The following is a 15,326-nucleotide window of genomic DNA, read 5'->3' as shown; positions in this document are numbered from 1 at the left end:
AGGTACTGCGGGGCCGTGCCGCGGAGTCCGCGGCCGGTCAGGTCTACCCGTGATGTGTGCTCAGGCGCCCGACTCTTGCGCGAGGGCCGACTGCTCCGCCCACGCGGCGCGCAGCCGGGCCCGGGCCCGCGAGAGCGCGGCGTCGGCGCCCCCGCGCGACGTGCCGAGGACCGCCGCCAGGTCGTCGCCGCCCAGGCCCTCCCACGCGTGCAGGAGGAGGATGCGCCGGTCGCGGACCGACAGCGCGCCCAGCGCGCGCCGGACCTCGTCGTCCTGCACGACGACGTGCTCGACGTCCGCGTCCTCGTCACCACGGTCCGGCACCTCCGCGACCGGTACCGCCCGCGCCTTGCGCCGGTGGTTGGCGAGGACGAAGCCCGCGGTGCGGTACAGCCACGGGAGCTCGGCGCCGTCGGGCACGTCCTCGCGGCGCCGCCAGGCCGTCGCGAGGACCTCGGCCGTGAGGTCGTCGGCGTCGGGCCCCACGGAACCGGCGGCGCTCGGCAGCCGGCGGCGGAAGTAGCGGTAGAGCGGCGTCGCGTGCGCGGCGAAGAGCGCGGCGAACCAGGCCTCGTCGTGGGCGGCGACCTCGTCGGTCTCGTCGTTGCCCTCGTCGGTCGTCACGGCGGCTCCTCGTCGGCGGGGCGGGCTGTCAACCGCTCTGTGTCCCGGGCGGACCGTTCCTTGCACGGCGCGTCCTTCACCCGAACCTCACCCGCGACGGCACCGATCCTGCCACCGCCCAGCACCTACGCTGTGGGGCATGACGACGTCGGAGCAGGTTGGGGCGCCCGCGACGCCCTCGCCGCGCGGCCGCGGCCGGCACTGGACCCGCTGGGTGGGCTGGGGCCTGATCCTGCTGGCCGTGCTGCTCGTGGCGTGCGTCGCGCTGCTCGCTCGCGACGCCCTCGCCGCGCGCGAGGCGTTGACCCGCGCCCTCGACGAGGTCCCCGCGGCCGAGGAGGCGCTGCGTGTCGGGGACGTCGACACCGCGGACGCCGCCCTGGAGCGGGTCCAGCCGTTCACCGCGACGGCGCGCGCGAGCACCGACGGCCCGCTGTGGTCCCTCGCCGCGCACCTCCCCGTGTACGGGCAGGACCTCCGGGCGTTCTCCGCCGCCGCCGCGACCGTGGACGACCTCGCGGCCGTCGTCCTGCCGTCGCTCACGCAGGCGCTCGGCGCGATCGAGGGCGACAGCGTGACGATCACGGACGGCGGCGTCGACCTCGCACCGCTCGTCGACGCCGCGCCGGCGGTCGCGCGCGCCGCGGACGCGTTCGACGACATCGACGCGCGCCTCGCGGCCGTCGACCCCACCGCGCTCCACCGGGAGATCGCCGAGCCGTACGCGACGCTCGTCGCCCGCGCGGACGACCTGCGTCCCGTCGTGCAGACCGCCGACCGCCTCACCTCGCTCGGTCCGGCCATGCTCGGCGCCGACGGACCGCGGCGGTACCTCGTGGTCTCGTTGAACAACGCGGAGCTGCGCGCGGGCGGCGGCATCCCGGGAGCTCTCGCCGTCCTCACCGTCGACGACGGCGCCGTCTCGCTCGAGCGTCAGGCCTCGACGGCCGACGTCCCGCCGTTCGCCGAGCCCGTCCTGCCGCTGGACCCGGGGGTCGAGCAGCTCTTCACCGACCGCGTGGGCCGGTACGTGCAGGACACCCCGCTCACGCCGGACTTCCCGACGACCGCGGAGCTCACCGCGACCATGTGGGAGCAGTCCCAGGGCGAGACCCTCGACGGCGTGGCCGCGATCGACCCCGTCGCGCTGTCCTACCTGCTGGAGGCCACCGGGGGGATCGACGTGCCGTTCGGGGAGGGATCGGTCGCGCTCGACGCGGGCAACGTCGTCCAGGTCCTCCTCTCGGACGCCTACGCCCAGCTCGAGCCCGGGGAGCAGACGGACGCCTTCTTCGCCTCCGTCGCCTCGACCGTCCTCGAGACGTTCCTCGGCGGCACCGCGGACCCCGGGGTCGCGCGCGACGCCCTCGCCCGGGGCGCCGCCGAGCACCGCGTGCTCCTGTGGTCCGCGCACCCGGCAGAGCAGGAGCGGCTTGCGGGGACGGTCGTCGCGGGAGACGTCGACACCGCCGACCGCGCGGCGAGCTCGGTCGGCGTGTTCCTCAACGACGCCACGGGCGGCAAGATGAGCTACTACCTGGCGACGGACGTCCGGCTCTCCGGCAGCGTCTGCACGGACGGCGGGCGGGTCGACACGTTCCGCGCCGTGCTCGCGTCCACCGCGCCCGCCGACGCCGCGACGAGCCTGCCGTGGTACGTCACGGGCGGCGGGATCTCGGGCGTCGCACCCGGGAACGTCCGCACGATCGTCGTGCTCTACCCGCCGCGCGACGGGGTCGTCGGCACGGTCCGGGTGGGCGAGGAGCCGAGCGGCGCGCTCGTCGCCGACGTGGCCGGGCGGCGCGCGGCCTCGTTCCCGGTGGAGCTCGCCCCCGGGCAGAGCGCCACCGTGACCTTCACCGTGACGGCCCCGGCCGAGGGCCCGGGGACCGGGGGCCCGGACGGCACGATCGACCTGTGGACCACGCCGACCGTCGCGGAGCCCGGGCTCGCGGTCGTGCCCGTCGCGGCGTGCGGCTGAGCCCGGCAGAACCGTCACCGAGAGGTCCGCGAGACACCAGATCACGGCCGGATAACGATGGCCCCGGCGGGCCACAATTCACCCGGACGACCGTCCAGTTCAGGCCCGGATCCTCGCTATTCTGGCGCCAGTCGCTCGACCCGTGCCACCGGCCCGTGGCGCCCCGTGCATCACGGACCGCACTCCGGGGCTCTCTGCGTACCGGAACTCCTCAATCCTTGAACCGAGACGGGTGAAGAAGCCATGCGTACCTCGAAGGGTCCGCGCAGCACGGGACGGGCGGTGCTCGTCGGAGCGCTCTCGGCCGTCGCCGCGCTCCTGACCGTCCCCGCCGTCGCGACCTCCTCGAGCGCGGCCACCGACGACCCCGAGACGTACGTCCCGGAGATCACCGTGGCCTCGCCGGTGTGCGACGGCGACGTCCCCTACCTCGACTACGTCTTCGAGCTCCCCGAGAACTACGAGAACGACGAGGCGAACCCGCTGACGATCACGTGGGTCAACCCCGACGGGGACGACGTGGTCCAGTCCGGCCTGCCGCTGTCAGGCCGGGTGCTCTGGCCGGGTGCCGAGGTCGACGGCGCGGGCAACCCCGTCGACTGGCCCGGATGGAGCCTCGTGGACGGCGAGTGGGTCGTCGGTGACGAGTTCGACTGGGTCCGCGCGGGTGTGACGGTGGTCTTCGAGGTCAACCCGACGGCCGAGACCGTCGTGGCCTACCCGCCGTCGACCCCGGAGTGCGCGACGAACCCGCCCGGGACGCCCGAGCCCACGATCAAGGTCGACGTGCTCACGCCCGTCTGCGTCGAGGGCGTCTCCTACCTCGACTACGGCGTCTCGGTCACCGGCACCCCGAACACGACGGCGACGCTGACGTGGCACAACCCGGACGGCGAGGACGAGGTCATGGCCGACCTGCCTCTCAGCGGACGGGTCCTGTGGCCCGGCGCGTATCCCGAGCGCTTCGTCGACCTGCCGGCCGACGAGGGCTGGGAGCTCGTGAACAACATGTGGATCAACACCGCGACCCACGGCTGGGCCACGGGCACGGTGGACGTGACGTTCGCCGTGAACCCCGAGGTGACGGTCCCCGTGACGTACCCGCAGGACACGAGCAACTGCCTCCCCGGCGTGACGCCGGTCGACAACCCCGTCGCCGGGAGCCAGAACCCGACGCTCGCGGAGACCGGCGCGACGGTCGGCCTGTACGCCGCGATCGCCGCCGGGCTGGCCGTGGTCGGCGTCGCGATCGTCCTGCTGACGCGCCGGACCCGCAAGGGCTGACCGGACACCGCACGCACGGCGAAGGCCTCGCACCCGCAAGGGTGCGAGGCCTTCGCCCGTCGGGTCCCGACAGGGGCGCCCCGGACGGGGACCGATCGGTCAGGCCGCCGCCCAGCCGCCGGCCGCCAGGCGCGACTCCAGGCCCTCGAAGGCCCAGCGGTCGACGACGAGCACCGCACCGCCGGGGGCGTCCGGGACGTACCACTGGAGCTGCTCGACGGTGCGCACCTCGGCGCCCGACGCGTCGACGCACGAGAGCGTCCAGCGCGCCAAGGTGGCGGGTGTGCCGGCGACCTCCACGTCCGACTCGGTCGCCTCCCCGACCGCACGCGCGGCGAGCTCGTCGCCTCCGGGGCAGGTGGCGCCGTCGGGCACGTGCGCCGCGGCGGGGTCGACGCCGTCGAGGGCCGCGCCGGTGAGGATCTCGAAGCTGGGGCAGACCGCGTCCTCGGGGCACCCGCCCGCGCGGACCTGCGTGAGGCCGTCGGCGGGCTGGAGCACGGACCAGTACTCGGCGGCCGGGAGCTGGAGGGGGCCGACCGGGACCTTGCCCTCGTCGGCGTGGGCGCCGTGCGCGCCGTGGTCCTCGGCGGTGGCCGGGCCCGAGCCTCCGTCGGCCGTCGCATCGGGCTCGGAGGCCCCCGAGCACCCGGCCAGGAGCACGCCGCCGAGCGCGACGACCGCCAGGGAGCGGGAGAAACGGGTCGTTCGATGATGCACGTGCACGATGGTCGCCTTTCACGGTCGGAGGTCCCCGCAGCCCACTGGGGGGAGCTGCGGAGACCTCGTCGGTCTTGTCACGCTAGCGAGCGCGAACGTCGGTGGAGATGCGTGAGACCCACACGATGGCGGCTCGCGGGTACGGGATTCCCCGTACCCGCGAGCCACCGAGGCGGAATCTCGTCAGGGACGTCGGTGGTGCGTCAGCACGCGCCGCCGTCGGCCCACGGCCCCCACGCCGAGGCGCCGGGGGTGTCGTTCTGGGTCCAGTAGCGCGCCGTCCACACGTGGCCGCCGTGGCTCACGACCGCACCACCCGTGTAGACCGTGCCCGCGACCCAGGCCGGTGCGGTGCACGTACCGGTGCCGGTGCCCGGCCCGCCCGGTCCCTCGCCGCCCCCGGAGCCCGGGAGGTCGACGACGGTCACGCCGCGCGGGTGGTCGTACGTCGTGGCGTAGTCCACGCCGTCGACCGTGACGATCACGTTGGAGAACTGGGCGGCCGGCATCGACCACTTGAGCTGGTTCGTGATCGAGCCGCCGGCCGGGATGCCCCCCGTCGGGACCGTGAACTGCACGGTGTGGAAGTCGCCGTCGAGGCCGCCGACGTTGTCGCCCGTGTGGCCCTTCGCGGTGACGGTGGTCTTGAAGCCGCTCCAGTCGCTCATCTCACCCGGGTCGGTCGTGCCGTACTGGAACGAGATCGTCGCACCGGCCGGGATGTCCGTCGCACCGTCGTTGGTGAAGACGACCTTGGGCGAGATCGGGTAGTTGTTGTCGCCGAGCGCGAACTCCGTGTACCGGATGTCGACGTCGAGCGCCTGCGTCGGCATCTTCCGGTCGGCGTTCGCCTTCGACGCGCCGTAGGGCGTCGTGGCCGAGAGCCTGCTGTGCATGAGGTCGACGAGCGTGCTGCCGATCTCGTACTGACCCTTCGCCTGGTCGTAGCCGAAGTCGCCCGCGAGCTCCCAGATCATCAGGCCACCGAGCCCGGTGTCCGCGACGTAGTCCGCCTTGGCGGCGATCGCCTCGGTCGAGTCACCGGAGAGGAACGTCTTCGTCTGCGCGTTCCACCACCACTCGTTCTTGGTGACCGGGTCGAAGTGGCGCTCGTACGTGCCCTGGATCGTGTCCGTGACCCCGTACGCGGAGACGTAGTCGCCCGTCACGCCCTTCTCGAGGTTGAGCACGTGCCACATCGGGTTGACGCCGGCCGGGACCGCGTTGCCCTGCGGGTCGCTGTCGTACCAGAGGTTGTCGATGCCCTCCGCGCCGTAGCCGCACTTGTTGTTGGTGCCCGCCGGGCAGAGGAACCCGGCCGGCGCCTTCGCGGTGCCACCCATGCCGTAGGTGCCGCCCTGCACGTTCTGGAAGCCGCGCGTGTAGAACGGCACGCCCAGGTTGATGCGGCCGGCCTGCATGGCACCCCGGAAGTAGTGCGAGGCCCAGTCGCCGTTGAGGTAGCCGATGCCCTTGTAGGCGCTGTAGACGCCGCCGGCCGCGAGCTCGGGGTCCTTGCCGTCGTCGAACAGGGCGCCGTTGCCGCCCACGTACTCGTTCCAGGCGCCGTGCAGGTCGTACGTCATCATGTTGACGTAGTCCGTGTACTGCGTGACCTGGTAGACCTCCATGCCGCGCAGGAGCCAGCCTGACGACGGCGTCGCGGTCGTGAGCATGTAGTACTCGCCGTCCTGCGCGCCCGCCGCGTCGAGCTTCTCACGAAGCGTCTTCATGAGGTTCACGTAGCCCTGGAAGAGCTGCCCGCGGCGCTTGTCGGAGATCTGGAAGTCGTCCGGGTTGCCGGCCTGGTTGTTGGACGTCGGGTACTCGTAGTCGATGTCGATGCCGTCGAACCCGTACTGGCGGACGAAGTCGACGACCGAGTCGGCGAAGGTGTCGATCCGGGCCTGCGACTCCGTCATCGTGTAGAAGCCGCCGGACGCGACACGCTTGCCGCTCGCGTCGAAGTAGCCGCCCGTCTCGGCCCAGCCGCCCACGGCGGGGATGACCTTGACGCCCGGGTTGGCCTTCTTGTACTTCGCCAGCAGGTTGAAGTGGCCCGTGTAGTCGAGCGTCGGGTCCATCTCCGCGCCCGCGACGCCCGGCCAGGTCATGTCGGTCGCCGCGTTGCCCGCCGCACCGGCGTTCACCGAGACCTTGTCGTTCCCGTCGATGTGCGCGAACGCGTAGTTGATGTGGGAGAGCTTGTCCCACGGGATGTCGCTCGCGAGGTAGCGCGGCTGGCCGTTCGCGCCGGTCCGCCAGCTCGAGAAGTAGCCGATGACGCGGCGGTCGAGACCGTTCGGCAGCTTCTCGCGCCCGCTCTCGTCGTACACGTCGCAGTAGGGCGTCTTGACGCCCGGCGTCTGCGCCATACCGTCAGGACGGCACTTCTCGTCCGGGTTCGCGGCCGGGTCGGTCGTGGGGTCCGTCGTGGGGTCCGTCGTCGGGTCGGTCGTGGGGTCCGTCGTCGGGTCGGTCGTGGGGTCGGTCGTCGGGTCGGTCGTCGGGTCGGTCGTGGGCTCCCCGGTCGGGGTGTCGCCGCACGCTCCGAGCGACTCCCACGGCCCGTACTGCTCCTTGCCCGGGACGTTGTTCTGCGTCCACCACTTCGCCCGGTAGTTCTGGCCGCCGTACGAGACGGTCGCGCCGCCCACGTAGGCCGGGGCGGCGGACCAGGGGTCCGCGCACGCCGTGGTCGCGGCGGCGGCCACGGGGGTCGCGGCCTGCGCGGCCGCGGCGCCCGCGAGGCCGGTGGCCAGCACGGCGAGCGTCGTGACGGCCGCGACGACCTGTGGCCGGCGTCCGGGAGCGCGGGGGGCGCGCGCCCGGGGGGTCAGGGACAACCGCATGGGGGTACCTCGATCTGCTGGGTTGCTGCGCACGACGCCGGACGGCGTCGCGTCGGGCACGGTCGCCCGGGGAGGGCGACCGACGGGTCCTGAGGGGTGCTGAGGGGTGCCGGGCGGGACCCGTCACGACGGCGGGTCCACGACGGTGCGTCGGCGACGCGGCGAGGGGAGGGTGCACGGGCGGGTGCACAGGACTCGGTCACCGCGACCGCCGTCGACCACGTCGTGGACGGGTCCCGCTCGGCGGCGCCGGTCGCACGTGGCGACCGGCGCCGTCAAGGGCCGACGAGGGCCGAGCGTCAGCAGGCGCCCAACGACGCCCAGGGGCCGTACTGCTCCGCGCCCGGGACGTTGTTCTGCGTCCACCACTTCGCGCGGTAGCTCTGGCCCTGGTAGGAGACCGTCGCGCCACCGGTGTAGACCGCGCTCGACGACCACGCGGGTGCGGTGCACGTGCCCGGGTCCGTGGGGTCGGTCGGGTCCGTGGGGTCGGTCGGGTCGGTGGGGTCGGTCGCGCCGCACGTGCCGGTCGCCTCCCACGGGCCGCCCGCGCTCGGGCGGTCACCCTGGGTCCACCACTTCGCGCGGTAGTTCTTCCCCTCGAACGACACCGTCGCGCCGCCCGTGTACACCGCGCTCGATGACCATGCCGCCAGGCAGTCCGTGGGGTCGGTCGGGTCCGTCGGGTCGGTCGGGTCCGTCGGGTCGGTCGGGTCGGTCGGGTCGGTGGGATCGGTCGGGTCGGTCGGGCCGTCCGTGCCGTCGACCGGACCGGCCGGGAGCGCACGGACCTTGTCCGTGAAGGCCCCGAGCAGCGTGCCGTCGTGGTTGCCGGAGAGGTCCCACCACATGCCGCCGCCGAGGTTCAGGCGGTCGATGTACTCCGCCTTGGCGGCGACGGACCGCGCGTTGTCGTAGCCCCACCACTGGTCACCGTCGTAGCGCCAGGCCGAGACCGTGGCCGGGTCGTAGTAGTCCTGGCCCCGCGTGCGGAGCTTGTCGTAGTCCTCGTTGCCCGCCTCCCAGGTGCCGGGGGCCGCTCCCGTCGCCGCCGACCACGGGGCCGAGGACGTCACGCCCTTCCAGCCGCGGCCGTACATGGCCATGCCGAGGCCGAGCTGGCTCGGGTCGACGCCGCCGCGCAGGTACTCCTGCACCGCCTTGTCGGCGCTGAACCGACGGTTGGCGGCACGCGGGTCGGCGGGGTCGTCGTACAGGTTGGCCTGGGGACCGGCGAGCGCGGGGTCCCACGCGCCGTGCAGGTCGTAGCCCTGGACGTTGCCGTAGTCGAGGTACTCGAAGATCGCCGGGTCGTTCCAGCCGCCCGCCGCGATGTCGTCGGGGTTGGCCGGGAGGAAGGCCGAGAGCAGGTAGTGCTTGCCCGTCTGCGCGCCGTACGCGTCGAGCTGCTTGCGAAACTCGGCGAGCAGCAGCTTGAAGTTCGCGCGGTCGTTGACGGTGTCGACGTAGTTGCCCACCTCGCCGTTGTTCGAGCCGGGCCACTCCCAGTCGATGTCGATGCCGTCGAACACGCCGGCGGCAGCGCCGGCCCCGCCGCGGCCGTCGATCACGGGGAGGTTGCCCTTGATGTAGATGTCGATGCACGACGACACGAACTTCTCGCGCGACGCCTGCGTCGCGGCGGCCTTCGAGAAGTTCTTGGACCAGGTCCAGCCGCCGATGGAGATGAGGGCGCGCAGCTGCGGGTTCTTCGCCTTGAGCTGCTTGAGCTGGTTGAACGAGCCGGCGAGCGGCTGGTCCCACGTGTCGGCGACGCCGGCCACGGAGTTCGCCGCGGTGTAGCCCATGCCGAAGTCCGCCCACGCGTCACCGGCGCCGTCCGAGCCGTTCGGCCCCGTGCCCTGCGCCTTGTTCGCGATGAAGCACGTGAGGTTCTGGTAATGGATGTTGCCGAAGGAGTAGTTGATGTGCGTGAGGTCCTGGGCAGCGCCGGAGTCCTGGACCTTCTTGAGCTGGAAGTTGCGGCCGTACACGCCCCACTGCGTGAAGTAGCCGACGTTGCGGTAGCCGTTCACGTCGCTGTCGCCCGGGTGGGAGACGGCGGCGGGTGCGACCTCGGCGGCCTGTGCGGGCGCGACTCCCGCGAGGAGCCCGCCCACGAGCGCCGCAGCGGTCGCGAGCGCCGCGAGGCGTGCGCCGCGTCGGCGCCCGGCGCGGGGTGGTCTGGTGAAGAGGGACACGTCCATGGGTCCTGCCTCGTTGCTGGTGTGGTGGGCCACGTCGCCGTCCTCCGGAGTCGCCGTCGCCCTCGGGTCCTCCCGAACGTAATGACGCGGGGACCGCGGCGTTATCCGCGCTTCCCACATTGTTCATGGTGCGAACTTACCCGCCACGTAAGGGTTACCCCGTAGGACAGAAGTGTGCACAAGCGGACGAAACCTCTCGAACCATCCCTGGCCCGGGCGCATCGGTACGTACCGTGGCGACGCGGGTCGTGGATTCCCCTCAGCGCCCCACGCGGTGCGCGAGCACGGTGAGCTCGACGCGCGAGCGCACCCCGAGCTTCCGGAACACCCGGCCGAGGTGAACCTCCACCGTGCGCACCGAGAGGTACAGCTGGTCCGCGGCCTCCCGGTTCGACGCACCCTGGACGACGAGCAGCGCGACGTCGAGCTCGCGCTCGGTGAGCTCGTCGGACCACCGTCCCCGAAGCTCGGCCAGCGCCTCGTCCGACACGTCGCTCTCCCGCACCGCGAGCCGGCACGCGTCCGGGGGCGTGGGACGGGCCGCGACCGCCGGATCGGCCCCTGGCCGGGACCCGCCGAGAACTCCGGGCAGCGGCGCGTGCAGTCCCGCCGCACGCGCCGCGGCGGCCCACGACCCGGACGGCGCCCCGCCCAGCGCCGTGCCGAGCCCGGTGGCGGGCGCGGCGCCGAGCGGGCCCGCGGACGCCGGGGCGCCGGACGTGGCATCGTCCGTCACCGGCCCGCCGAGCAGCCGGACGACGTCCGCGTGCTCGTCCCGCGCGATCGTCGTCCAGGCGTCCGCGCCGGCGTCGTCGAACAGCTCGATCGCGGACAGGAAGAGGCCGTGCGCGCGCTGCAGCTCCCCCGCGCGCACGAGGGCGCGCGCGGCGCAGAGGTCGGTCCGCGCGTGCTCGTACGGCGAGGCCGTGGTCCGGTTCACCCGCGTCGCCCGCTCGAGCGGCACGGTGAGGTCCTCGGGCGCGGCGAGGGACACGTCGGCCCGGACGAGCGTCGCCGAGCGCAGCGACGGCGGCAGCTCCTTCGCGTCCACCTTCCGTCGGGCCAGCGCGCGCTGCGCCGCGTCGTGGCGGCCCGCGACGACCCACGCCTCGACGTCGTCCAGACCCGGCAGCGGGAGCATGCGTGCGCTGTCGGGACGCTCGCGCTCCGCCGCGAGCTCCAGCAGCGTGGCGGCCTGGGTCACGTGGTGCGCGAACGCCGCGCCCATCGCCCGGTCCACGAGGAGCCCGAGCCGCACCGGGCGGGACGTCGGGCTCGCGCACGTCTCCTCGAGCGCCGTCGCGACCGGGCCGACGACGCCCCGGGTCATCATGTCGAGGCGACGCGCGGCCGCGACCCCGAGACCGGCGAACGGCAGCCCGAGCGGCAGGCGGAACGCCGCCTCGGCGAGCTCGTCGGCGGCACGCGTGAGCGTGCCGCGCCAGAGGTGCACGAGCGTCTGCGCGAGGCGCACGTGCGCCTCGGCGAGCGGGGTCAGCGCGGTGTCCGGGCCGTCGAACCAGCGACCACCGTCGCGGACCGGCGCGAGCGACGCGACGACGCTCGCGAGCGTCTGCGCCGCGTCCTCGAGCCGGTCGTCGGCCGCGAGGGCGAGGGCCCGGCCGACCTGGACCGACGCCTCGTGGTCCGGCCCTAGCTCCACGTCGGGGACGGCCGCGCGCTCGCCCACGCCGAACACCGCGGCCCACGACCGCGCGAGCGCCAGCCCGGCGGCCGTCTCGTCGTCGTCGCACCAGGACGCGAGGAACGTCGCCGTGTCGAGGAGCTGGGACGTGCTCACGCCGTCACCCCGCTCGGCGTGCAGCCGCGCCGCGTTGAGCACGCCCGACACGACCCCCGCCACGGCGTCCGGTGCCAGGTCGTCGGGCTGCCCGCCGCGCAGGTAGGGCGAGAGCACGTCGTCGGGCACCTGACCCTCCGCGAGCGTCAGCGCGGCGACGAGCGGCCCGAGCGTCCGCGCGCGCAGCGCGTCGTCACCGCTGCGCGACGCCTTGCGCAACCAGTCCGCCGCGTCCTGCACGTGGCCCGACCGCAGCGCGGCGACGCCCGCGATCGCGAACGCCTCGGCGCGGTGCTCGGTCGCGGCCTGGCTCGCGGCCTCGCGCGCCACCTCGTGCGCCCAGACGACGTCCCCGCGGTCCAGGTGCCGACGCGCGATCCGCAGGAGCCCCGGGACGAGCGCCGGGTCGCCCACGAGCGTCGCGAGCGCCGAGTGCCACACCGCGACGTCCTCCTCGCCCGCCCGGCGGTGCGCCTCGGCGAGCGCGACGTGCGCCGCCGTGCGCTCGGCGAGCCGCGCGTCCGCGTGGACCAGGGACCGCATGCGCGGGTCGACGAACGCGAAGCGGCCGCCGACGAGCGCGAGGTGCTCGGCGAGCGGGCCGTCCAGCACCCCCTCCATCGCGAGGCCGGTCGCGGACAGCAGCAGCTCGGTCCGGTCCACGACGGCGACGGCCGCGACCAGGAGCGCGTGCCGCTCCCCCTCGCTGAGGGCGGCGAGGCGGTCGGCGAAGAGGGAGCGCACGGCGGGGACGGCCGGCAACGGGTCCGGGAGGATCGACCCCCCGGAGAGCTGCTCCGGCGTGAGCAGGGCCGCCGTCTGCGTCAGCGCCGCGGCGTTGCCGCCGAGGAGCCCCGCGAGGCGGGCCGCGACGTGCGGCGCGACCGCGAGCCGGCGCTCGACGAGCAGCAGGTGCAGGGCGTCGGCCGGCGCGAGGGGCGGCACGGCGCGGAGCTCGAACGGTCCGGAGGACGGGTCGAGCGCGCCCGCGGTCGCCGTCCCGAGGAGCACGACCGGCGCGTGGCGCTGCGCGACGAGGCTCGCGAGGACCGACCTGCTGAGCTCGTCCTGGAGGTGCAGGTCGTCGGCCACGAGCACGACGGTCGCGCCGTCGAACGACTCCACGAGGAGCTCGGCGAGCGCGACCGCCGCGACCTCGGGGAGGTACCCGAAGCCGGGGTCGACGGGTTCGAGGACGCGCGTGAGGCGCTCCGGGACGACCCCGCCCGCGAGCTGCGACACCTGCGACACGAGCGACACGACCGCGGAGCCCGGTGCGGGCGCACCCGCGGGCGGGCGACACCGCAGGGTGAGCGTCGGGTGCGCGAACGTGTGCGACGCGACGGCCTCGCACACGAGCTCGAGCGTCGCGCTCGCCCCCATGCCGTGCTCGGCCGTCCACACGAGGCCGCCCTTGCCCTCGCTCACGGCCGCGAGCGCGCGGTCGACCTCCTGCGCGCGGGAGGAGAGCCGCTCGAGACGGCGCGCGGACCGCGCGTCCGCGCGACGATGCGGCTCGGGAACCAGGTAGTCGTGCAGTTCTGACATGTCGGGACCCTCCGTCCGGGGGCTTCTTCGCCCGTCGACCGGATGAAATGTTAACAACCCTCCGTAAACAAGGGATCACCTCATCGTTTCCCGGCCGTCACACGATCGCCACCTGGGCCGACGCCGCTTGCCCCGCCTGGGCGGGAGGGCTAGCCTGGCCTCGATCCCCGTCGTGGCCACGGCTCTCGTGCGCCCCGACCCGGGTGCGGCGCTCATGGCGCCGCCGCCACGAGAGCGAGGTGAGCCCCATGCCGGACGGCAGCAGTCATAGAACCGTGCACTGCGCGCTCACCCTCCGTGGCCCGCAGCCCGTCGCCTGAGTCGGCGAACTCCTCCAGGACTCCCGCGACCGGCCGTCGTCCCGCGCGGGGAGGTCGCCAGTGCGCACCGCGCGCGCCGTCGTGCGCGCCGCCGGACCACCCGCTGACGCACCCGCCGACCCACCGCGCCCGCCACCCACCCCGTGGCGCCCGCCCGTGGTCGTCGGCCCGCAGGAGAAGGACGACCACCATGACCCAGCGCTCGCCTGCCACCGAGACCCGGACCCGCCCCGCACGCGTGCCCCTGCGGGACGCGCGCGCCGTTCGACCTCGTCGACACCGCGCCCGCCGACCGAACCTGGAACGCCAGTCGATCTCCTTCACCGTCGGCCTGTACCTGTTCATCTGCGTCGCGCTGCTGCTCGCGCACGTCACCGCCGGAGGTGTCTGATGACGACGACGCTGCCCGAGCCCACGAGCCTCGTCCCTGCACCCGGCGTCGACCGCGTGGTCCCCGCGCCCGCGCGCGGCGGGCTGGACCTCCACGCCCGCGCGCACGGCACTGGCGCACCCCGGTTCGACCCGCGCGTCCTGCGCTCCCGCTGGGTCCAGGTCGGCGTGGGCGACCCCGACGCGACCGCCCGCGCCGCCGAGCACGGCGTCGACTTCGCCGCTGCCGGCGGCCGGGTCTGGGAGACGGACGCCCATGTGTACCTCCCCGTGACCGCCACGCGGCGTGACGGCGACCGGGTCGCCTACGAGCGGATCGTGCTCGCCCTCTCCCCCGACGTCGTCGTGACGGCCCAGCCGCAGCGGCACTACGGCGTCTTCGACAAGGCGATCGCCCGCATGCGGCGCACCCCGTGGCTCATCGGCTCCTCGTACGGCATCGCGTACGCGCTGCTGTACGCGCTCAACGAGGCGGCGGACCGCGTCGTGGCGTACGCGAGCGACCTGCTCGAGGACATGTCCGACGAGATCGACGAGGCCACCCGCGGCGTCGACGCCCGGGGCCGGGAGATCGGGGTGAGCGACATGCAGGACACCATCACCCGCATGAACCGTGCGGAAGAGATCGTCTCGCGCGCCCAGGAGTCCCAGCTCTCGCTCGCCCGCGCCGCACGGCACCTGCGCAGCGAGATCGCGGACTCCGACCCCGTGCTCGCCGGGCTCGTCGAGACCCTGGTCGCGGACATCGACGGGGTGAAGCAGCACGCCGGGTTCGAGCACGACAAGGTGCGCTACCTCCAGCAGGCGATCATGACCTCGCTCGACGTCAAGCAGGCCCAGATCGTCAAGGTCTTCACGATCATCACCGCCGTGTTCCTGCCGCCGACGCTCATCGCCTCGTTCTACGGCATGAACTTCACGCACATGCCGGAGCTCGACCGCCCCTCCGGCTTCACCGTGACGGTCCTGCTCACCCTGGTGGCAGCCGTCATCCCCCTCGCCTACATCAAGCGCCGCGGCTGGCTCCGCTGATCTCCACGACCCACGCCCCGCCCGGGCCCCCGAGGTAGGACGGTGGTCGGTCCCAGACCCGGGGTCGGGTCCGCTGTGCAGCTCAGGTCTCAGGCCCGCCGGGTCGGGTCCGCTGTGCAGCTCAGGTCTCAGGCCCGCCGGGTCGGGTCCGCGGTGGGGGTGGCCTCGGTGCTCGGGGCTGCGGCGCCGTCACCCTGGCCCTCGGCCGTGGGTTCGAGGAGCGCCGCTCTGACGCCCCTTCGCATCCGAGCCCACCCCCACCGCTCAGCCGTCGGCCGACCATGGCCAGCCGACAGGCCGACCGGCCCGGTCCGTGCAGGCCGAACAGGCGACCCGACTCGTCAAGCACCCGGGACCAGCCCACACAGGCTGTTCGGCATGACGTCGCGCCGACCAGAACGGGACGCGACGATGGCGCGACCCACGCCCGCGGGCGGTCGCCGGGGTGAGCCACGACCAGGGCGAGACGACGCAGGGCGGGGTGGGTGGTGGTGCCGCGTCGTGGCGGGCCTGGCGGGAGCCGCGAGGAACGAGCGGCGGATGGTAGACGCGGCACCACCACCCACC

General features: G+C 74.0%; 10 protein-coding genes and 1 pseudogene. 5 read left to right on the top strand and 6 right to left on the bottom strand.

Annotation, left to right across the window (positions count from 1 at the left end; genetic code table 11):
• Positions 1 to 60: 60 nt before the first annotated feature.
• On the bottom strand, positions 61 to 624 hold the full coding sequence (locus A0J59_RS13945; RefSeq protein ID WP_047232235.1) for an RNA polymerase sigma factor: 564 nt from the start codon (positions 622 to 624) through the stop codon (positions 61 to 63).
• 139 nt (positions 625 to 763) lie between these two features.
• On the opposite strand from A0J59_RS13945, the gene A0J59_RS13940 reads away from it, so the two are divergent.
• Positions 764 to 2,605 carry a DUF4012 domain-containing protein gene (locus tag A0J59_RS13940; protein ID WP_082919045.1) on the top strand — a complete coding sequence of 614 codons (1,842 nt, stop codon included), beginning with the start codon at positions 764 to 766 and terminating at the stop codon, positions 2,603 to 2,605.
• Positions 2,606 to 2,848: 243 nt separating this feature from the next.
• Positions 2,849 to 3,889, top strand: a complete 1,041-nt coding sequence (locus A0J59_RS13935) for a hypothetical protein (protein ID WP_052877525.1) — start codon at positions 2,849 to 2,851, stop codon at positions 3,887 to 3,889.
• 99 nt (positions 3,890 to 3,988) lie between these two features.
• Here the strand turns inward: A0J59_RS13935 and A0J59_RS13930 are convergent, their stop codons facing one another.
• A complete protein-coding gene (locus tag A0J59_RS13930) occupies positions 3,989 to 4,609 on the bottom strand; it encodes a hypothetical protein (protein ID WP_156186331.1) in 621 nt (206 codons plus the stop codon).
• A 203-nt stretch (positions 4,610 to 4,812) separates the two neighbouring features.
• Positions 4,813 to 6,984 (bottom strand): glycosyl hydrolase family 18 protein, encoded by a 2,172-nt coding sequence (locus A0J59_RS13925; protein ID WP_255365228.1) that lies wholly within the window; start codon positions 6,982 to 6,984, stop codon positions 4,813 to 4,815.
• Between the two features lie 46 nt (positions 6,985 to 7,030).
• Here A0J59_RS13925 and A0J59_RS22660 point away from each other — a divergent pair, with 46 nt between their 5' ends.
• On the top strand, positions 7,031 to 7,231 hold the full coding sequence (locus tag A0J59_RS22660) for a glycine zipper domain-containing protein (protein ID WP_369799779.1): 201 nt from the start codon (positions 7,031 to 7,033) through the stop codon (positions 7,229 to 7,231).
• Here A0J59_RS22660 and A0J59_RS22655 read toward each other — a convergent pair.
• From A0J59_RS22655 to A0J59_RS13915, 3 genes and pseudogenes are all read right to left on the bottom strand, one after another.
• Positions 7,183 to 7,461, bottom strand: a pseudogene (locus A0J59_RS22655) (carbohydrate-binding protein); the annotation flags it as partial. The gene A0J59_RS22660 and the pseudogene A0J59_RS22655 sit on opposite strands and share 49 nt — an antisense overlap.
• A 299-nt stretch (positions 7,462 to 7,760) precedes the next feature.
• Complete coding sequence (locus tag A0J59_RS13920) at positions 7,761 to 9,668, bottom strand: glycosyl hydrolase family 18 protein (RefSeq protein WP_064316509.1); 1,908 nt, start codon at positions 9,666 to 9,668, stop codon at positions 7,761 to 7,763.
• Between the two features lie 259 nt (positions 9,669 to 9,927).
• Positions 9,928 to 13,017, bottom strand: coding sequence for a LuxR family transcriptional regulator (locus A0J59_RS13915; RefSeq protein WP_064316508.1), 3,090 nt, complete (start codon positions 13,015 to 13,017; stop codon positions 9,928 to 9,930).
• 510 nt (positions 13,018 to 13,527) lie between these two features.
• Between A0J59_RS13915 and A0J59_RS13910 the strand changes: the two genes are divergently transcribed.
• Together A0J59_RS13910 and A0J59_RS13905 are read left to right on the top strand one after the other, a co-directional pair.
• Positions 13,528 to 13,728: a hypothetical protein gene (locus A0J59_RS13910; protein WP_064316507.1), complete on the top strand. Its 201-nt coding sequence runs from the start codon at positions 13,528 to 13,530 to the stop codon at positions 13,726 to 13,728.
• Positions 13,728 to 14,759 (top strand): CorA family divalent cation transporter, encoded by a 1,032-nt coding sequence (locus A0J59_RS13905; protein ID WP_064316506.1) that lies wholly within the window; start codon positions 13,728 to 13,730, stop codon positions 14,757 to 14,759. Before A0J59_RS13910 ends, A0J59_RS13905 begins: the two co-directional genes overlap by 1 nt.
• Positions 14,760 to 15,326: the final 567 nt, after the last annotated feature.

This window comes from Cellulosimicrobium sp. I38E, from assembly GCF_001647255.1.
Classification (GTDB): domain Bacteria; phylum Actinomycetota; class Actinomycetes; order Actinomycetales; family Cellulomonadaceae; genus Cellulosimicrobium; species Cellulosimicrobium cellulans_E.
The sequence above is the reverse complement of the archived record's forward strand: the minus strand, read 5'-3'. Positions and strand labels throughout refer to the sequence as shown.